Source organism: Alistipes onderdonkii, from assembly GCF_025145285.1.
GTDB lineage: Bacteria > Bacteroidota > Bacteroidia > Bacteroidales > Rikenellaceae > Alistipes > Alistipes onderdonkii.
In genome coordinates this window covers 3829434-3849919 of the sequence record NZ_CP102251.1, presented here as the reverse complement: position 1 = coordinate 3849919, position 20486 = coordinate 3829434, and the positions used below count along the sequence as shown (strand labels likewise).

Genomic DNA, 20486 nt, shown 5'->3' with positions numbered 1-20486 from the left:
CCCCTCCTCTGTATTCCCCGTTTCCGACCCCGGCCGTGCCGGTCGTTTTTTCGGGAGGCCGGCGATTTTGGCATGAAAATGCGAAATACTTCTTTATTTGAGAAATAATTGTTAACTTTCTGCTGCTTTTAGCTTTTAATGTGAAATAGAAACAAGTCGAAATATTTTTATATTGTAAGGGATATGAAAAACGAATCAAAGAAAACACGCACCGAATGCGACCTGCTCGGTTGCGTAGAGGTGCCGGACAACGTATTGTACGGCGTGCAGACCATGCGCGGACTGGAGAATTTCGCCATCAGCAAATTCCGCCTGTGCGAATACCCGCGTTTCATCGAGGGGCTGGCCATCGTCAAACTGGGTGCCGCCATCGCCAACCATGCGATGGGGCTTCTCTCCGACGAACTTTTCGGAGCCATATCGCAGGCTTGCCGCGAAATCATGGCGGGCAGGTTCCACGAGTTCTTCCCCGTGGACATGATCCAGGGCGGCGCGGGCACCACGACCAACATGAACGCCAATGAGGTCATCGCCAACCGTGCGCTGGAGATCATGGGGCACGCGCGCGGCGAATACCAGTACTGCTCGCCCAACGACCACGTCAACTGTTCGCAGTCGACCAACGACGCCTACCCTTCGGCCATCCACCTCGGGCTTTACGCCACGCACCTCGAACTGCGCCGGCACCTCGAAGCGCTGATCGCAGCCTTCGGGCGCAAGGGCGACGAGTTCGCCCGCGTGCTCAAGATGGGGCGCACGCAGTTGCAGGACGCCGTACCCATGACCCTCGGGCAGACGTTCCACGGTTTTGCGAGTGTCCTGCGGGGCGAGGTCGACAACCTCGACCATGCGGCGCAGGAGTTCCTGTCGATCAACATGGGCGCCACGGCCATCGGCACGGGCATCTGCGCCGAGCCGGGCTATGCCGAGCGCTGTACGGCGGCCATCCGGGAGATCACCGGCTGGGACGTGACGCTGGCCGAAGACCTCGTCGGGGCGACGTCCGACACGGTCTGCATGGTCGGTTACTCCTCCGCGATGAAGCGCATCGCGTCGAAGATGAACAAGATCTGCAACGACCTGCGGCTGCTGTCGTCGGGGCCCTGCTGCGGGCTGGGCGAGTTCAACCTCCCGGCACGCCAGCCCGGTTCGTCGATCATGCCCGGCAAGGTCAACCCCGTGATTCCCGAGGTGATGAACCAGATCGCCTTCAAGGTCATCGGCAACGAGCTGTGCGTGACGATGGCCGACGAGGCGGCGCAGATGGAGCTCAACGCCATGGAGCCGGTGATGGCGCAGTGCTGTTTCGAGTCTGCCGAACTGCTGATCAACGGCTTCGACACGCTGCGCATCCGCTGCGTCGACGGCATCACGGCCAACGAGGAGAGGTGCCTGCAATATGTCCGCAACAGCATCGGCGTGGTGACGGCGCTCAACCCGATCATCGGCTACAAGAACTCCACGAAGATCGCCAAGGAGGCGCTGGAAACCGGGCGCGGCGTCTACGAACTGGTGCTCGAACACGGCATCCTCAACCGCGACGAACTGGACGAGGTGCTCCGGCCCGAGAATATGATCCATCCCGTAAAACTGGCGATAAAACCGCGGCGCTAACCGATTTTTTTGTATTTTTGCGCAAACCACTCCGATCGCGATGCGCTATTTTCTGGAACTCAGGTACAACGGGGCCGCCTATTGCGGCTGGCAGCGGCAGCCCGACATGCCGTCGGTGCAGCAGACGCTCGAGAGGGCGCTCGCTACCCTGCTGCGGGAACCTGTCGAGGTGACCGGAGCGGGACGCACCGATACGGGTGTCAACGCCTCTTATTATGTGGCGCATTTCGATTGCCTGTCGCCCGTGCCCGACCCGGCGCATACGGTCTACAAGCTGAATTTCCTGCTGCCGGGCGACATTGCCGTGGGAAGCATGACGCCCGTGGACGACGGCGCGCACGCGCGTTTCGCGGCGCGCGAGCGCGAATACCGCTACTACATCGAGCCGCGCAAGAACCCTTTTACGCGGGGCACGACGTGGCAGTATTACGTGCCGCTGGATGTCGGGCGGATGAACGAGGCGGCGGCCTGGCTGCTGCGCTACGACGATTTTACGTCGTTCGCCAAGCTCAATTCGAACAACAAGACCAACATCTGCCGCGTCATGCACGCGGCATGGATGGTCGACGGGCAGGGCGTGCTCTGCTTTACGATCCGTGCCGACCGTTTCCTGCGCAACATGGTGAGGTCGCTGGTCGGGACGCTGGTCGACGTGGGGCGCGGGCGCTATGGCCCGCAGCAGTTCCGCGAGATCGTCGAAAGCCGCGACCTGTCGCGCTCGAGCGGCGGCGCCCCTGCGCAGGGGCTTTTCCTGAGCGATGTGGTCTATCCGCCGGAACTTTTCGAACGGAAGGTATTTTACTGATTTTTAATAAATATTATCGACTATGATTGGGACAGTTATTTGGCTTATCGGTGTCTTCTGCGCAATATGGTGCGTGATGGACATCTTCAAGAAAAACATTTCGACCGCGGGAAAGGTGATCGCTTCGATCGTGGTGCTGCTCACCAGCTGGCTGGGTTTTGCGGTGTATTATTTCTACGCCAAAGACCACCTGCAGGAGTGGTTCAAGTGAAAGGCGGAATGGGTTTGAACTGAGGGAGATTTCATTGCGAATCTCCCTTTTTGTTTTGATATTGGATTTAAATGCCTATATTTGATCGCCAATTCCAACTTATATGAAAAAATCCCTGTGGACGCTGTTGGCTGTCGGATGGATGGTCACTTCTTCCGCGACACCTCCGGCGCATCTCGTAGATTCGCTGGAATCTGCTTACCAGGCGGAGCCGGATGCCCGCAAACGTGTCGATATTCTGCTGAACCTGAAAGACCTGAACGACTCCTCGGAAGACGAATTGTATTACAGCCGCAAGCTGTTCGACGAGGCGGCCGCCGTCGGTGACGGATTTGCCGTCGGGGCGTCGCTGGGTTCGCTCGCTGCGCACTACATCTCCTCGCCCGGTGCCGGGGATTCGCTCGCCCGGGTGCTGGCGCAGGCGGAGCCGCTGATGCGGGGCAGCGGCATGGAGGGGCTCGGGGCTTATTACCGCATGGTGGAGCTGGCACGCAGGATACAGGTTGCCGGGGCGGAGGAGTCCGCGCGGCTGTGCCGTGAATACATCGACTCGGTACGGACATTGCCCCCGGGCGATGTATACGAAGAGGCGTCGCGGCTCTTCCTGAAAGGCATAGCCGCCTTCAGGCTGGTCTCGGCCGAAGGAAACCTGCAGATGGAGCGCGGCCTGCCTTTCTGGAATGACGAACTCGCCCTGCTGGGGCGGATGCGTCCCACGGCACGCCGGAATTTCCATGCCAACCTGATCACCTGCCTGATCGCGGCTTACAGCAGTTTGGAAGACCAAAGCGGGCTGGTACATGCGGCCGACGGTTACCTTGCGATGCTCGACGAGTATTACCGCGATCCGGAGATCGTACGGCGCAGGCCCTATATTTCCAAGGAGATGTCCTACCTGGTCTGTTACTATTCGATGTGCACCTCGCCGCTGCTCGACGAGCGCAATCTGCAGGCGTATTACGAGCGTTACCGCCGTTTCGCGGACTCCGCGGCGGCGGATGCGGGCAACCTGCTGACCAACAGGCAGGGATTCTATACGATCAGCGCAGAGTATTACAACCGCCGGGGCGATTACCCCAGGGCGCTGGCTTATCTCGATTCGCTGACTGTGCAGTTGCGCCCGGGCGGTGTCACGTCGCAGTTGGTGGCGATATCCGCTAACAAGGCCAAGATCCTCGAACGCATGGGGCGCTACAAGGAGGCATGCGGGGTTTATAACGAAGTGGTCGGCCTGCGCGACTCGCTCTCGTCGCACAGGTATGCCGAGAAGGTGGGCGAACTGGAAGTGCAGTATGGGCTGGACAAGGCTGAGCGTGATAAAGCATTGCTGCTGGCTCAGAAACGGCAGAACTCGCTCTACTTCGCCCTGACGATCCTGCTGCTGGCCATCATCGCCGTTGTCTACCTGTGGCGGAACCTGCTGCGCATCAAGCACCTGCAGCACAACCTGTCGGTCGAGTCGCAGCGCGCGCAGGAGAGCGAGCGGCTCAAGCGGGACTTCATGGGGTCGATGAGCCACGAAATACGCACGCCGCTCAATGCCATAAGCGGCTTTGCCGAGCTGATCGCCGGGGAGGATCTTTCGGAGGAGGAACGCCGGGAATTCGCACAGATCATCCGCGACAATACGCAGCTCTTTACTTCGCTGATCAACGATATGCTCGAAGTGTCGCAGCTGGATAATACGAGTGCCGAAATGCCCCGGAAGCTGCTCGACATCAGCAAGATTATCCGCGCCGAAATGGAACACCTGCCCGTAAAGGAGGGCGTTGAATACCGGCTGGAGCTCGCGGCCCCGGAGATCGTATTCCCGTTGCACCGGAGTTACGTGTCGCTGCTCGTACGCGAGTTGCTGAAGAATGCCGTCAAATTCACCGAACAGGGATCCGTGACGGTCGAATGCGGCCTGACGGGGCCCGGTACGCTGACCTTGTCGGTCACCGACACCGGCTGCGGCGTGGAACCCGGGCTGGCGGAAAGGGTTTTCGATCGCTTCTACAAGGTCGATCCTTTTGCGCAGGGGCTTGGACTGGGCTTGAGCCTCTGCCGGCTGATCGCGGAGAAATTGGGCGGAACGATCGGGCTCGACACGACCTATACCGGGGGTGCACGGTTCGTGGTGACGCTCCGGGATGCCTGACCTGCGGCTTTCTCCTTAATTATTTATGCAGCAGCATAAACATAATTACAATGCCCACCAGATAGTCTTTCAACGGCGTTCGCAGTAAAAAGCTCGCCCGCTGAATCTCCGAAGTAACCTGCCGGACGGTCAGGTTGAATTTTTCCGCAATTTGATGGTAAGTCATATCCTCCAGACGGCTTGCCAAAAATACATTACGGGTAAGAGACGGCATCTTGGCCAGTTCGCGCCGGTAAATCTCGATTATTTCGGATTGGAACAGTTTGCCGATCTGTTCTTCGTTGGATAATGTATTGATGCTCGATTCGATCCGCCATTGTTCCTTTTTATAAAGTTCACTTTGGGCTTTGAGCATGGATTTGCGCTTGCGCAGGTGCGAAATACAGCGAGTCTTGACGTAATTGTAAATATAGCCTTTGATATTCACGTCGAAGTCAAGGTGTTCCCGGTGTTCCCACAAATACATGAAGCCGTCGGTCGTAATATCCGTTGCCATCTCCATGTCATTTATATAGGAGTATGCGATTCGGATAAAACGCTCCTTGTCGTTGAACAGCTTGTCGAACTCTTCGGCTGTCAATATTTTCGTCGGCTTCCCCATCCCAATCTTTCGATACTGTTTCCAAAGATAGCAATTATTCCCGAAAATGCAAGTCGAGAATTCATCCCCGGTTTTTCGTTTCCGATGTTTTGAAAGCGCCTGCAAAAAAGAAATGAAAATATTTTTGAAACAAAATAAGGTTCCGGGAAGCAAACGCAGGCGATCAACACACTCATTGTCAATACATTGGCTAAATAAATAATTTTACATTATTATTAAATATATTTATTTATAAAAAAGGCTGTAAACTCGGTTCGCTCATGCGTTTAAAAAGAGAAAGCAATGAAGCCGGCATATAATTTAATTACAAGATAATGGATCAAGAGGTAATATACAAAGCTCTGCGCGGCGAAGCAACCCCAGATGAGCTGGAACAGGTGGCACGGTGGCATTCCGAAAATCCGGAGGACTTCCAGCGCTGCGCGGATGAGGTGCACATGCAGATCGACATGATGGAGTTGTACGGCGAAGAGATCCGTCCAGCAAGTTGGATCGCCGTGCACTGGAGAAAGGTAGTCCGTATTACCGTACAAGCTGCCGCCATGCTCGCCATCGGGCTGTTCGTCGGGGGATATATCAGCAAGGAACGCACCTACGATATGCTTGCCGAGCAAATCAACACGTTGCAGGTTCCTTACGGCCAACGCTTGAAGTTCACGCTTCCGGACGGTTCGAGCGTTCAGCTCAATTCCGGAGCAAAGATCGAATATCCATCCGTATTCAAAAAGAATCTCCGCAGAGTAAAGCTTTCCGGCGAGGCGGTATTCGATGTCGAACATGACGAGAGGTGTCCGTTCGTTGTAGAAACTTTCGCATCCGATATTCGGGTGTTGGGTACGAAATTCAACGTTGTGGCCGATGAGCGCCACCAACGCTTTTCGACTGCATTGCTCCAAGGTCGGGTGCAAATTACAAACCGGCTCGATCCCACGCAAAAAGACATTATACTGAAACCTAACGATATTGCTAATCTCTCGAACGGTCATCTTTTCATCGAACCGATAACCGATCCGGAAATATTGTGCTGGACGGAAGGTCTTATCAACATTTCGGGTCTGCCTTTCGATGAACTGATGGAGAAATTCGAGCGGGCATTCGACGTGAAGATCGACATCTCCCTTGAGAAACTTCCGAACATCAGAAACGTCAGTGGTAAAATTCGTGTGAACGACGGCATTGACAAAGCCCTTCACATTTTGCAGTATACCGCGGACTTTTCTTACAAGAAAAATTCGGAAACAAACGTAGTGACGATCTATTGATGTGAAAGCCTGATTGTTTAACGCCTAAAATGATTGCCTATGAAAACGTAACCAACATCGTTCATAGCTTGTTCAATGAAAAAGCCTGCGGAGGTAGAGATCCGCAGGCCGGATAATAGATTGAATCGAGCTTTTTTGAGACACTAATTAACCTATTATCTAAAACTTCGCAAAGATATGAATAAAACAGTATTCTTCAACAAGTTTCGAAGACTGTTTGGGTTCGTACTCACAATCTCTTTGCTTGGGAACGTATTCGCTGCATCTGCACAGAATGCCCGAATTTCCATTAAGATGGAAAACGTCCCTATTTCGCAGGTTATAAAAGAGATTGAAAATCAAACCCGTTACTTGTTTATCAACAAAGGCGTCGATACCAAAAACAAGGTCAGTATCAACGCTGTCCAAAAAACGATCCAGGATGTGTTGGCACAACTGTTCGCCGGCACGGAAATCGCTTACCGGATCGATGAATCCTACATTATCCTGACCAAAAAGAACGATGCGGGGAATCCGGTTTCCGTGACCGGAAAAATCAGGGATGCAAAAGGTAATCCGATCGTCGGAGCCAGTATCCTTGTTCAAGGAACTACAATAGGCGTCAGCTCCGACGCCGATGGTGCGTTTGCGCTTCAGGTACCCCCCCCCGCAGCAGACAGACAGCTGGAAATCAGTTTTATTGGTTATACTCCTGTGTCTATTGTCGTGGGCAGCCGGACTTCTTTCGAAATCACGCTCGAAGAGGCTGCGTCCGAGATCGAGCAGGTCGTGGTCACTGCTCTTGGTATTAAGCGTTCGGAAAAGGCCGTAGCCTACAATGTTCAGCAGATCAAGGCCGAAGACATCACAACCGTCAAGGATGCCAACTTCATCAACTCGTTGACGGGTAAAGTGGCCGGTGTCACGATCAACGCCTCATCGTCAGGTGTCGGCGGTGCCTCGAAGGTCGTACTGCGCGGCAACAAGTCCATTTCGCAGTCTTCGAACGCCCTTTACGTTATCGACGGCATTCCGATGTACAACTTCGGTGGTGGTGGCGGTACGGAGTTCGATTCGCGCGGTGCTACGGAATCCATCGCAGACCTCAACCCCGAGGATATTGAGTCGATGTCGGTGCTGACGGGTGCTGCCGCGGCCGCGCTCTACGGTTCGGAAGCCGCGAACGGCGCTGTGATGATTACGACGAAAAAAGGCCAAGCCGGGACTCTGAAAGCTACGTTTTCGAGTAATATCGAATTTCTCGCACCTTTCATCCAGCCGGAATTTCAGAATCGCTACGGTACGGGTTTGAACGGCCAGCGCAGCGGCTCGAGCATTTACAGTTGGGGCGAGAAATTACGCCCTGAAGCCCGTTACGGTTATACTCCGGACGATTATTTCGAGACGGGACACGTTTATACGAATGCTGTTACGGTTTCTGGCGGTACGGACAAGAACCAGACCTATTTTTCGGCTGCTTCGGTCAATTCGGACGGCATTATCCCCAATAACGAATACGACCGTTACAACTTCACGTTCCGCAATACTTCGTACTTTCTGAAAGACCGGCTCAAGCTCGATGCGAGCGCCAGCTACATCTATCAGAAAGACCAGAACATGACCAATCAGGGAGTCTATTCGAACCCGCTGGTTCCGGCCTACCTGTTCCCGCGGGGTGAGAATTTCGACCTTTACCGTCGCTTCGAGCGTTACAACGAAGGGACGAAACTCATGGAGCAATTCTGGAGTGCGGATATGGAAGGCGGTGATTTGCGCATGCAGAATCCCTACTGGATCAACTACCGCAACCTGCGCAATACGGACAAGAAGCGTTATATGCTGTCGTTCTCGGCCAGCTACGACATTCTTCCGTGGCTTAATGTTGCCGGACGTGTCCGCATTGATAATTCGAATTCGCTCTACACGCAAAAACTCTATGCCTCGTCGAACACCACGATTACGGAAGGCGGCAAAAACGGCCACTATACCGAAGCCCGTGCTTACGACACGCAGACCTACGCCGATCTGATGGTAAACATTAACAAGACTTTCGGCGAGGATTGGTCTCTGAACGCGAATATCGGCGCCTCGATCAACAATATCAAGACCGATGAGTTGTCATACCGTGGGCCGATTCAGGAGAACGGACTTCCCAACATATTCAATGTTTTCGATCTGGATGACACGAAAAAACGTGCCGAAAAGGTCGGCTGGCACGACCAGACGCAGTCGATTTTCGCCTCGGTCGAAGTAGGTTGGAAACAGATGCTTTACCTCACGGTGACGGGGCGTAACGACTGGGCTTCGCAACTGGCCAATTCGCCCGAGTCGTCGTTCTTCTATCCGTCAGTAGGCCTGTCTTGGGTGCCTTCTTCGACATGGGATCTGGGCAAGACGTTCAGCTATCTGAAGATCCGCGGTTCGATCGCCTCGGTAGGTATGCCTTTCCCGCGTCACCTGACGGTTCCGACCTACGAATACGACGCTACGAATAAAGTGTGGAAGGACAAGACGCACTATCCGATCGGCGACCTGAAGCCGGAGCGTACCATTACCTATGAGGTCGGTCTGGATGCCCGTCTGTGGCAGCATATCAACCTTTCGGCTTCGTGGTATCAGGCCGACACGAAAAACCAGACCTTCGACCCGTCACTTCCGCCCTCGTCGTCCTATACGACCATCTACCTGCAAACCGGACACGTTCGCAATACAGGTGTCGAGCTGTCGCTCGGGTATGACAATCAGTGGCGGAATTTCCGCTGGACGACGAACTTCACCTACTCATGGAACAAGAACGAGATCATCGAACTGGCAGCCAATGCCGTGAACCCGGTTACGGGCGAAGCGTTGAATCTTACCAAGTTGGACATCAAGGGGCTGGGTAAGGCGAAGTACATCCTCAAGGAAGGCGGTACGCTGGGCGACCTTTACACGACGTCCAACCTTCGCTTCAACGACAACGGTTATGTCGAGGTGGACAAGAACGGCAACCTGCTGATGACCGACGAAGGCGAGGACATCTATCTCGGATCGGTTTTCCCTAACCACAACCTCGCATGGCGCAATGACTTCAGCTATAAGGGTATTAACCTCGGCGTGCTGTTTACGGCCCGTCTGGGCGGTGTCTGCTATTCGGCGACGCAGGCCAACCTCGACCTGTACGGCGTCTCGGAGGCTTCGGCCGCGGCGCGCGATGCGGGCGGTGTTTTGATCAACGGCCGTGAGATGGTCGATGCCCAGAAATGGTATCAGGCGATCGGCTCGCAGTCGGGTTTGCCGCAGTATTATCTCTATTCGGCGACGAATGTCCGCTTGCAGGAGTTGTCGCTGGGTTACACTTTCCCGCGCAAGTGGTTCCGCAATAAGCTGGGGCTTACCGTGTCGTTCGTAGGGCGCAATCTGTGGATGATTTACTGCAAAGCGCCGTTCGACCCCGAAGCCGTCGCTTCGACGGGGCTGAACTATCAGGGTATCGACTACTTCATGATGCCCTCGGTGCGCAACCTCGGTTTCAATGTCAAATTCCAATTCTAAAGCGCAGCAACCATGAAAAAGATGAATAACAGATGGCAGTCGGTGCTGCTTTCACTGGCGCTGTTCGGATTGGCAGCCTGCACCGGCGATTTCGAAGACATCAACCGCAATCCCAATCAGGTTACGGACGACCAGATGGATGCCCTGAATTATAAGACCGGAACGAAGTTCAAAGCTCTTCAAAGTCTTGTGATTCCGGTGCAGGAGCATATGTATCAGTTCAACGAATCGCTTTCGGGCGGGCCGTTCGGCGGTTACATCGGTGCTACGGTCGATACGTGGCAGACCAAGTTCGAGACGTATAATCCGTCTGCCGACTGGCGTAAATGGCCTTTCGCCAACGTCATCACCGAGACCTATACCCCCTATAAGGGCATCATCAACGGCACGGAAGACGAAGTGGCCATCGCTTTCGCCCGCCTGTTGCGTGTGGCCATCATGCACCGTGTGACCGATTCCTACGGCCCGATCCCCTACACGAAGCTGGAAAGCAACGAGTCGATCTATGTGGAGTACGACTCGCAGGAGGCGGTCTATACGAAGATGTTCGAGGAGCTGGACGAGGCCATCGAGATACTGGGCCGCAATACGACGCTCCCAGCCGAAGCATGGAGCCGCTACGACGGCGTCTATTACGGCAATATCGCGCAGTGGCTCAAATATGCCAATTCGCTCAAGCTGCGGATGGCGATGCGTCTTTCCTACGTGAAGCCCGGCATTGCCCAGGCCAAAGCCGCCGAGGCGATCGCCGGCGGCATCATCACGGCCAATGCCGACAATGCGGCGATGCACGCAGCCGAAAACCGCATGACGCTGATCTATAACGATTGGGGCGACCACCGTGTCGGGGCCGACATCATCAGCTATCTGGACGGTTACGACGACCCGCGTCTGGAAAAGATGTTCCTGCCCAACGACGTAGACGACTACGTGGGTATCCGCATCGGCATCGACGTGGCGGGAAAATCGACGGCCATGTCGAAGTATTCGAATATGATCGTTGCGAGCGATACGCCCTATTTATGGTTCAATGCCGCGGAAGCGACCTTCCTGCATGCAGAGTACGAACTGCGCTGGGGATCGGCCGAGACGGCGAAGACACTCTATGAACAGGCTGTCCGGCTTTCGTTCGAGGAGCGGGGAGCATCGGGGGCCGACGCCTACCTGGCCGACGCCACGAAGAAGCCCGCGCCTTATACCGACCCGCTGGGCAATTACAGCGCATCGGCCCGGAGCGAGATCACCGTTCCCTGGGAAACGGCTGTGGCATCTACCGATGCGGAGGCCGTGAAAGAACGCAACCTCGAACGCATCATCGTGCAGAAGTGGATCGCCATCTTCCCGCTGGGCGTCGAGGCGTGGTCGGAACACCGCCGCACGGGGTATCCCAAGCTGTTGCCCGTGCCTACCGACAAATCGGGCGGCACCGTGAATGTGGAACAGGGTGCCCGCCGTCTGCCGTATCCCGTCGAGGAGTACCAGCAGAACAACGCAAACCTCCAGGCGGCAATCCAGACACTCGGTGCGGAGCAGCAGAACGGCGACCGTTCGGGCGATGTCATGGGAACCCGCGTATGGTGGGATTGCAAACCGTATAACAAGTAATCGCTATGAATATGAAACCAAACCGAATGATACGTTTCTTCGTCCTTTGTGCCGCCGTCGCAACGTTTGCGGCCTGCAACGACTGGACGGAGATGGAAACGGTGGACAGCAAGGTCGAGAAGCCCTGGGAGCAAGATCCGGCACTATGGGCCGAATACACCGCAGCGCTGAGGGCCTATAAACAATCGGAGCACTTCATCGTTTATGCCCGCCTGCACAACTCGCCCGAAAAGGCTTCGAGCGAGCAGGATTTCATGCGCTGCCTCCCGGATTCGCTGGACATCGTGACGCTGACCAACGCCGATAACTTCTCGAAGTTCGACGCCGAGGATATGGACGTCATGCGCGAGAAGGGGACGAAAGTACTTTATCAGGTCGATTATGCCGCACGCGCGGAAGAGTTCGCCGATATGCAGGCGCTCGATGCCTATCTGGATCGGGTTGTCGCCGCCGTCGCCGCCAACGGCATGGACGGCTACTCGTTTACGACCGACCCGCTGGCGACGGATGCCACAGCCCGCATCGTCGAGAAATTCGCTGCGGCGAAATCCGAGGGCCAGCTCCTCGTCTTCGAGGGCAACCCGCTGTCGCTTGCGGCCGCCGACCGTCCCAGGGTCGATTTTGTCGCCCTCGATACGGAGAAACTCGAAAATGTGCAGGAGGTGAGGCTCCGGGTGATGAATGCCACGGGGTATGCCGGTATCGCGCCGGAGAAGCTGCTGCTGGCGGCCGAGATCAGCGCACCCCTGCTGGATGAGGATCGCACGGAGTTCGCGGCCGTCGAGGAGATGTCGCGCCGCGTCATCGAGTTCGGCCCGCTGGGCGGTCTTGCAGCTTATAACATCGCTGAGGACTATTACCATGCGGAGATGAACTACCAGACGATCCGCAAGGCGATCCAGACGTTAAATCCCGCTAAATAGTGAACGCCATGAAAAAATACGGAAAATATCTGATTGCAGCCGTCGCGGGGCTCGTGTTTTTCGCGGCCTGCGATAATTATGAGGCCGACGACCACAAGTTCGGAAACGCCGTTTATCTCGACGTCGCTGAAACGAACGAGGTGCAGCTTACGACCTTCGGCAACAATAAACCGACCTACGACTGCGCCTTGCAGGCGGAGCTGACCTATCCTGCGGGACAGGATGTGGCGGTGACGCTCACGGTCGACCCGTCGCTCGTCGGGACGTACAATGCCCGCTACGGTACGGAGTGGACGATGCTCGATGCCAAGTATTATGAACTGTCGGCCGGGAGTGTCACGATTCCCGCAGGGAAAACGACCTCGGACGTCGTAACCCTGAAGCTCAAGGAGCTGATGGGCCAAGGCGAGGAGCAGGCCGGCGCACTCCCCATCGACGAAACCTATCTCGTCCCCGTGCGCATCGGCCATGCCTCGATGGACGTGCTTCACGGTTCCGACGTCGCCTATTATGTCGTGAAACGATCCTCGGCCATCACCGTCGCAGCGCAGCTCACCGACAACTGGATCGAGTTCCCGACCCTCGACAAGTATTCGGAAAGCAGCAAGGCTTGGAACGGTCTGACGGCCGTGACCTACGAGGCCCTTATCTACCTCGACGATTTTGCGACGAGCAACGCTACGGGCAGCCCCGTCAACATCTCGTCCATCATGGGTGTCGAGCAGTATCTGCTGCTGCGTATCGGCGACACGAATTTCGAGCGTCAGCAGTTGCAGTTCGACGGATCGGGTGCCGGCTCGTCCTTCGGGAAGATTCCCGGACGCGATGCGACGAAGAACCTCGAAAAGGGGCGCTGGTACCATGTCGCCTGCACATATGACCAAGCGGCGCGTACCGCACGCATCTATGTCGATGGCCAGATTCAGAGCGAAGCGACCGAGGTCGGCATCTCGGCGCAGAGCAAGAAGAACCAGATCAATCTGGCCATGCGGGCGCTCTACGACCTGTGGAATACGGCTCCCGACAACGAAAAACCGCAGTACGAGACCGACGACACGGGTTACAACAAGCTGGGCGAGGCTTACCAGTTCTTCCTCGGCCGCTCCTACGACGATTACCGTCCTCTGAACGGCAAGATCGCCGAAGCACGTGTCTGGTCGGTGGCCCGGACGCCCGAACAGATTTGGGAGAGCATGTACGAGATCGAGAACCCGCAGGACGACCCGACGCTTCTTGGCTATTGGAAGTGCAACGACGCTTCGGGAAATACGGTCAAGGACTACTCGATGTACGGCAACGACGGCGTAGCCAAGTACGATATTATCTGGCCTCAGGGCATCGAGATTCCGAAACTTAACGAAAACAACGAGTGATTATGAAGACGATTTTTAATTTGCAAACAGGGATGGTGACGCTTCTTTGTACGGCGGTATTCGCGGGCCTTACGGCCTGCGAAGCCGATACCGTGGAATGGGAAGGCGGAAAACTCCCCGATAAGGAACCGTTGGAAACCGTATCCGGGATGCTGCGCAGCGGTAATTCTTCGGAAAAGACGATAGACGTGCTGCTGACCGAAGGCGGCGGCGGGTTCGTGATGAGGAATTTCTATTTCCAACAGACAAAACCGGCCTCCGACGGTTTTTCGCTCGACGCATGGGTCGACGCAACCCTGCTCGACGATTACAACGCTGCCGATGGGGTCGAACGAACCCTGCTTCCGGAAGCGAATTACGAATTCCCCGACGGTAAGGTGCTCGACCTCTCGTCCGAGGCGCAGCGCTCGGCACTGAAACGTGTCAAATTCACGGCGGCGGGGCTCGCTGCCGGAGAATATGTGCTGCCGCTTACGGTCGCCGGGCAGGATGCTCCGGACGCGAACAAGACGCTTTACTACAACGTCTCGGTTCGCCAGCCCTATACGGACGAGTATGCGCTGCACGACGGGCATGACCTGTTCTTCGTGTTCTACATCAACACGAACGATTTTCAGCCGCTGCTGGCGCAGGACTACATCATGCGGAAGAAACTGGCCCGCGGAACGACCGTGGCCTGGTACGATGCCGTAGGCAACATCATCAACCTGCGCACCGTGATGCTCGATTACGATGCGGCTACCGGCCGTGCGCTGCTGAACCTCGGAAACGACATGCGCTATGTCCTCGACCATGCCGTGAAATACATCCGTCCGCTGCAGGAGCATGGCAGCAAGGTCTGCATCTCGATCGAAGGCAGCGGGAAAGGGCTCGGATTCTGCAACCTGACCGACGAACAGATCGTCGATTTCGTAGCGCAGGTGAAAACCGTGGTCGAAGAGTTCGGTATCGACGGCATCAACCTGTGGGATCGCAGCGCCGGATACGGCAAGGAGGGGATGCCGGCCATGAACACCGCCTCTTACCCGAAACTCATCAAAGCGTTGCGCGAGGCGCTCGGCGGGGAGAAACTGCTGACGGTCACGGTTTACGAGGAGCCGACCTCTACCTTCTGGGATACACAGGCGACGGGCGGCATCGCCGTCGGGGACTATATCGACTATGCCTGGTCGGGCTACAACAGCGAGAGCGAAGTCCCGCAGTTGCTCGACCCGTGGCATCCCGAACTGGCGTATGTATCCGACTATACGCAGAAGCCGATTGCCAACCTGCCCAAGGAGCGATACGGATGTATCAATTTCCCGATATATTCGACCACATCCGTGGATATATCAACAGATATAGAGCAAGTACTTAATGGTGACCTGCTTGACTGGGTGCCGAATTACAAGCCGAACAACATCATCGTCTTCGACGATCTGCATACCAATTTGCAGGACAATTACGAAGCGTATTGGGATACTATGTTTGCGAATTGTTGCACGGCTATGGACTCAGAAAATCGCAATATTCTCGGCAGCAGAAGCGGATATTCTTATCTATTTGATAATTATAGACTTGGCACACTACCCAATGAAGCAGGCGAATGGATAGGCGGATACGGCAAATGGAAAAAGGATTGGCAATAAAATCGGTCGATGCGACATATCGAACTTCCCTAATCACTCTCTCACGGCTCCTTAACCGGAGCGACAAACAACCTTATTTTATTACTAATTTCACTTGAATTATGAAAAAGACTTTTAAACTGATGGCAGCCCTCGTGATGGGCGCCGGTATGATGTTCTCCTGCCAGCAGGCAGAGGAACCGACGATGGACAAGGCTCAGGAACCCGTCGTCGAAACGCGTGCTTACGGGGACAAGACTCCGACGGTCACGATCTATGTCGAGACCAATGACGTGAACCCGCTCAACGCCGGGGATTACAAACTTCCTAATGGCAAGCCCTATGCCGACATCGTGGAGTTTTTCGCATCGAACATCCACAAGCGGACGGTGAACGGCGTTGTCGAGCCTACGCTCTACCTGAACGACAAGATGACCAACCTGCTCGAAAACGGCGGCGCCGCGACGTATGTCCAGGGGTTGCAGGCCAAAGGCATCAAGGTGGTGCTGACCGTGCTGGGCGACTGGCAGGGCATCGGTGTCGCCAACATGAACGATACCCAGACCACGAAGTTCGCCAAGATCCTGGCCCATGCCGTTGAGAAATACGGTCTGGACGGAATCGGGTTCGACGACGAATACTCCAACTACTCGTCCTCGCTCATCAGCGGTTCGTTCGGCAGCATTATCACCAAGTTGCGCAACCTGATGCCCGCCGGAAAGCTCATCACCGTATTCCAGTGGGGCAATTACGGTTCTTCGCAGATCAATGCGACGGCCGGCGCCCAGATCGACCATGCTTATGCCAACTTCGGCTACAGCACCTCTATCGGTATTTCCGGCGTAACCAAGGATCGTTTCGCTCCGCTATCGATCAATCTGGGTTCTATTGGAAATGTAACACGTTACGGTGATTATGCCTATGAATTGGCCGAAGCCGGTTACGGTTCGATCATGCATTTCAACCTGCGTACGAGAAGCCAAGCCGATCCGCTGCCGCTGTTCAAGGCGATCGCCGACGGTGCCTGGGGTGAAACCAACGTCACCTGCGACAACGGTAACCGTTCGCAGGACTGGACTTTCGTTCCGTCCGGGTATGAAATCACCATGGACGAAGTGGAATAACATGATGGCGATGTGTTCGCATTGGCTGATTTGAGTTGGTTATATACCCGAAAGTGACCGATTCCAGACCCGCACACCTGACAGGTGTGCGGGTCGTTTTTTGCCGGCGAAGGGGGGGGGATAGAAAATGTGTTTCCCCATCCGGAAAACGAATGGGGAAACAGAAACTACCGCAAATGCATGGCCGATTCGAGTCGATATATACCCGTAAGTGACCTTTCAATATAAACTCTCCGGCAGGTTTGTGATAGTATTTATCTAACGTACGGATTTGTGAATTCGTATTCAGCCATTGTGTTTTATCGGCACAATAAACTGGGATGGCAAAAAGGCACGGGTCGCAGCCTGCACTTCCCGGCCGTAGATCGACCGATGGTGCTTGGTGATCCGTGGCCTGCTGTTTTCAAGGGGCTGGCGGAGGTCGCCGGGTGCTCCCTGACTATGCGCCCTGTGCGATTTATTCCCGGCGGGCTCAGAGGTGTATGGCCTCCCCCAATGCCGCCTCGGCGGCCTCCATGACCCCTTCGTTCATCGTCGGGTGGGCGTGTATCGTGCGGGCGATCCGGTGTGCCGTGGCGCCCAGCATGCGTGCCAGCGTCGGCTCGGCGATCATCTCGGTGACGTTCTGTCCGACCATGTGCGCCCCCAGCAGGGTGTCGTCCTCGCCGAAGAGGAGCTTCACGAAGCCGTCGCGGTCGCCCGCGGCGGTCGCCTTGCCCGATGCCGTGAACGGGAAACGCCCTACCTTATAGGCGATGCCCCTCTCCTGCGCCTGCTGCTCGGTCATGCCGACCGAAGCCACCTCGGGCGAGGTGAATACGCACGACGGGATGGCCGAATAATCCACCGGTGCTGGATCCAGCCCGCAGATGGCCTCTACGCAGCAGATACCCTCGGCCGAGGCTACGTGCGCCAGCGCCGGGCCGCCCACGATGTCGCCGATGGCGTATACGCCCGGAACATTGGTGCGGTAGAACCGGTCGACGAGCACTTTGTCGCGCTCCACGGCGATACCCAGCTCTTCGAGGCCGATCCCCTCGATGTTGGACTTGATCCCCACGGCCGAGAGCACGATGTCCGCCGTCAGGGTTTCGGGGCCCTTTTTGCCCTCGATCTCGACCTCGCAGCGCCCTTCGGCGTTGACCCTGACCGATTTCACGGTCGTCGAGGTCATCACCGCCGCCCGCAGTTTGCGGAATGCGCGCTCCATCGCCTTCGACACCTCCTCGTCCTCGAGCGGCATCATGCGGGGCATGTACTCCACCACGGTGACCTTCACGCCCAGCGCGGCGTAGAACCACGCGAACTCGCTGCCGATGGCGCCCGAGCCTACGACGATCATCGTTTCGGGCAGCCGGGTGAGCGTCAGCGCCTGGCGCGACGAAATCACGTGCCGGCCGTCAATGGGCATGAACGCCATTTCGCGCGGGCGCGCCCCCGTGGCGAGGATGATATGGTCGGCTTCGTAGTGCGTGCCGTCGACCTCGAGCCTGCCTGCCGCCGTCAGGCGCCCGAAGCCCTGTATGAGGTCTATGTTGTTTTTCTTCAGCAGGAAGGCCACGCCCTTGGACATGGTTTCGGCCACGCCGCGCGAGCGCGCCACGATCTTTTCCGGGTCGGGGCACACCTCGCCCGCGAGGGTGAGCCCGTAATGCTCCGCCGATTTGCAATAGGTGTAGACCTGTGCGCTTTTCAGCAGCGCCTTGGTCGGGATGCAGCCCCAGTTGAGGCATACGCCGCCCGCCTCGGCACGCTCCACGAGTGCGACCTTCCGTCCCAGCTGCGAAGCCCGGATTGCGGCCACATAGCCGCCCGGGCCGCTTCCTACGACGATGATATCGTATTTCATAGCTCTATTTTATCACTTTGAGTATTTCTCCGTTGTCTTTGGCCACGGCACGTTTCCACTTCTCGCCGTAACCCGGGAACTGGATCTTGTCGGGGATCTGTTTGCCGTTGCCGTTGTCCACGAAATGCGCCGGGCCGCCCTTGCCGTCGAGGTATTCCAGCACGCCCGCATGTTCGCTTTTCACGTTGCCGTCCATGTATTTCACCAGCAGGTACTTGTCGAGCTTCGACCAGCGGTCGAACAACTGCTGCGCCGTGGCGATGCTGAACTCCGAGAGGAATTTGCCGCGGGCCTTGGGCGAGAGCGTCATCGCCTCGGCATCGACGTCGCGCACCAGGCGGAGCGCCTCGTTTTCCCATTTGTCCACGACCTTGCGGATGTCGCCCGCGATCATGTCGTAACGCAGGTAGGCGAAGTTCGAAACGCGGTTGAAGAGCCAGAACGCCGACGTCGGCGAATATTCGAGCATCGAGCCGTTGCCTTCGCTCAGGCACTCGGGGACGCCCTGCGTGCAGCAGTAGATGGGCGTCAGGCACGACGTGGCCGCATCGTCCACGCCGAACCAGAGGATGCCCATGTTGTCGGGCACGTCGGGGCGTGCCTGCGCCACGAACCAGAAGCCGGTCTGCTGCGTGGCCGTCGCACGTTCGTTGCAGTATTCCACGCCGTCGACCTCGAAATACATCGGACGCCAGCGGTAGGGGCATGCGCTGCCCCCGGCGCCTATGTCGGTGGTCATGTCCATCGGCGTGCCTTCGTAGTGGTCGCGCATGCAGTCGAAGACTACCTTGGGCGACACCTTCGTGCGGGGTTTCACCCACAGGGGCATGCGGTTTTCGGCATTGTGCCCCATCGCATAGTCCACGTATTTGTCCATTCCGTCGGCCACCGTGCGGAAGAATGCCCACACGCGGGCCTCGCAGCCTCGCAGCGCGCCGAAATCGGCCGGGGCGTAGGCTTCGCAGAAACTGAAATCCTCGTCCGTGCCGTCGTAGTAACCCATCTCGCGGGCGAACGCCGCCACGTCGGGCGAATAGAGGCAGTTCTCGGGGTCGTCCTTCGGGAAGGTCGTGATACGCGCCTGGTTGGCGTGCGCCGAGACATAGCCGTCGGGGATGCGGCGGGCCACCCATACGATGCCCTTGCGGGCGTTGCCGCCCTTGCCGTCGTCCTTGTAGCCCTTGCCGATCAGCTCCATGATCCACGCCTCTTCGGGGTCGACGATCGAGAACGACTCGCCGCTCGAGGCATATCCGTAGGTGTTCGCCAGCTCGGCGATCGTGAGGATCGCCTCGCGGGCGGTCTTGGCGCGCTGGAGCGTGATGTAGATCAGCGACCCGTAGTCGATCAGTCCGGTCGAGTCCTCCAGCTCCGGGCGGCCTCCGTAGGTCGTTTCGCCGATGATGAGCGAATGTTCGTTCATGTTGCCGACGGTCGAATAGGTTTCGCCCGCCTGCGGGATGTCCGTCAGGTAGCGTCCCGTGTCCCACTCGTAGACGGGCAGCATGGCCCCGGCCCTGAATTTCCCGCCGGGGGTGTGGTACAGGGCGCCGTAGAGCGCGTGCGAATCGGCGGCATAGGAGACCATGGCCGAGCCGTCGGTCGATGCCCCTTTGGTTACGATGAAATTGGTACAGGCTGCGGCTGCGCCATAGGTGAAGAGGGCTGCCGCCGCGAGGCAATACTGGAGTTTTCTCATAGGTTTTCCGGTTTTGATCCCAAATGTACGAAACAAATCCTAAACGGCAAAACGCAGCGGGTACGATATGTCGTATTTTATTTGGATATTAGGGCTTTATGTCATATCTTTACGACGTATGCAAGCGCATTGCATTCCGGCGGATACCCCCCCCCGGTGC

General features: G+C 56.7%; 14 protein-coding genes. 11 read left to right on the top strand and 3 right to left on the bottom strand.

Going from position 1 to position 20486, the window contains the following annotated elements; translation table 11 throughout:
* Positions 1-183 precede the first annotated feature (183 nt).
* The 4 genes from NQ559_RS15910 (at position 184) to NQ559_RS15895 (ending at position 4770) form a co-directional block, all read left to right on the top strand.
* A complete protein-coding gene (locus tag NQ559_RS15910) occupies positions 184-1614 on the top strand; it encodes an aspartate ammonia-lyase (RefSeq protein ID WP_018695811.1) in 1431 nt (476 codons plus the stop codon).
* Between the two features lie 40 nt (positions 1615-1654).
* A complete protein-coding gene (gene truA, locus NQ559_RS15905) occupies positions 1655-2419 on the top strand; it encodes a tRNA pseudouridine(38-40) synthase TruA (RefSeq protein ID WP_018695812.1) in 765 nt (254 codons plus the stop codon).
* Between the two features lie 22 nt (positions 2420-2441).
* Complete coding sequence (locus tag NQ559_RS15900; protein WP_026318354.1) at positions 2442-2630, top strand: hypothetical protein; 189 nt, start codon at positions 2442-2444, stop codon at positions 2628-2630.
* Between the two features lie 103 nt (positions 2631-2733).
* Positions 2734-4770 (top strand): sensor histidine kinase, encoded by a 2037-nt coding sequence (locus NQ559_RS15895; protein ID WP_033395206.1) that lies wholly within the window; start codon positions 2734-2736, stop codon positions 4768-4770.
* Positions 4771-4789: 19 nt separating this feature from the next.
* On the opposite strand, the gene NQ559_RS15890 is transcribed toward NQ559_RS15895, so the two are convergent.
* Entirely contained in the window at positions 4790-5371 is a 582-nt protein-coding gene (locus NQ559_RS15890; RefSeq protein ID WP_018695815.1) for a sigma-70 family RNA polymerase sigma factor, read from the bottom strand.
* A 314-nt stretch (positions 5372-5685) separates the two neighbouring features.
* Here NQ559_RS15890 and NQ559_RS15885 point away from each other — a divergent pair, with 314 nt between their 5' ends.
* The 7 genes from NQ559_RS15885 (at position 5686) to NQ559_RS15855 (ending at position 16778) form a co-directional block, all read left to right on the top strand.
* On the top strand, positions 5686-6633 hold the full coding sequence (locus NQ559_RS15885; protein WP_015547829.1) for a FecR family protein: 948 nt from the start codon (positions 5686-5688) through the stop codon (positions 6631-6633).
* A gap of 177 nt (positions 6634-6810) precedes the next feature.
* Positions 6811-10146, top strand: a complete 3336-nt coding sequence (locus tag NQ559_RS15880) for a TonB-dependent receptor (protein WP_033395207.1) — start codon at positions 6811-6813, stop codon at positions 10144-10146.
* Positions 10147-10158: 12 nt separating this feature from the next.
* Positions 10159-11751, top strand: coding sequence for a SusD/RagB family nutrient-binding outer membrane lipoprotein (locus NQ559_RS15875; RefSeq protein WP_026318356.1), 1593 nt, complete (start codon positions 10159-10161; stop codon positions 11749-11751).
* Positions 11752-11777: 26 nt separating this feature from the next.
* Positions 11778-12674: a glycoside hydrolase family 18 gene (locus tag NQ559_RS15870; protein ID WP_018695818.1), complete on the top strand. Its 897-nt coding sequence runs from the start codon at positions 11778-11780 to the stop codon at positions 12672-12674.
* Positions 12675-12682: 8 nt separating this feature from the next.
* Complete coding sequence (locus tag NQ559_RS15865) at positions 12683-14047, top strand: DUF1735 and LamG domain-containing protein (RefSeq protein WP_018695819.1); 1365 nt, start codon at positions 12683-12685, stop codon at positions 14045-14047.
* Positions 14048-14049: 2 nt separating this feature from the next.
* Complete coding sequence (locus NQ559_RS15860) at positions 14050-15675, top strand: BT_3987 domain-containing protein (protein WP_018695820.1); 1626 nt, start codon at positions 14050-14052, stop codon at positions 15673-15675.
* Between the two features lie 101 nt (positions 15676-15776).
* A complete protein-coding gene (locus tag NQ559_RS15855; protein ID WP_026318358.1) occupies positions 15777-16778 on the top strand; it encodes a glycoside hydrolase family 18 protein in 1002 nt (333 codons plus the stop codon).
* A 472-nt stretch (positions 16779-17250) separates the two neighbouring features.
* On the opposite strand, the gene lpdA is transcribed toward NQ559_RS15855, so the two are convergent.
* A complete protein-coding gene (lpdA, locus tag NQ559_RS15850) occupies positions 17251-18627 on the bottom strand; it encodes a dihydrolipoyl dehydrogenase (protein WP_018695822.1) in 1377 nt (458 codons plus the stop codon).
* 4 nt (positions 18628-18631) lie between these two features.
* Positions 18632-20326: a C69 family dipeptidase gene (locus NQ559_RS15845; RefSeq protein ID WP_018695823.1), complete on the bottom strand. Its 1695-nt coding sequence runs from the start codon at positions 20324-20326 to the stop codon at positions 18632-18634.
* Between the last annotated feature and the right edge of the window lie 160 nt (positions 20327-20486).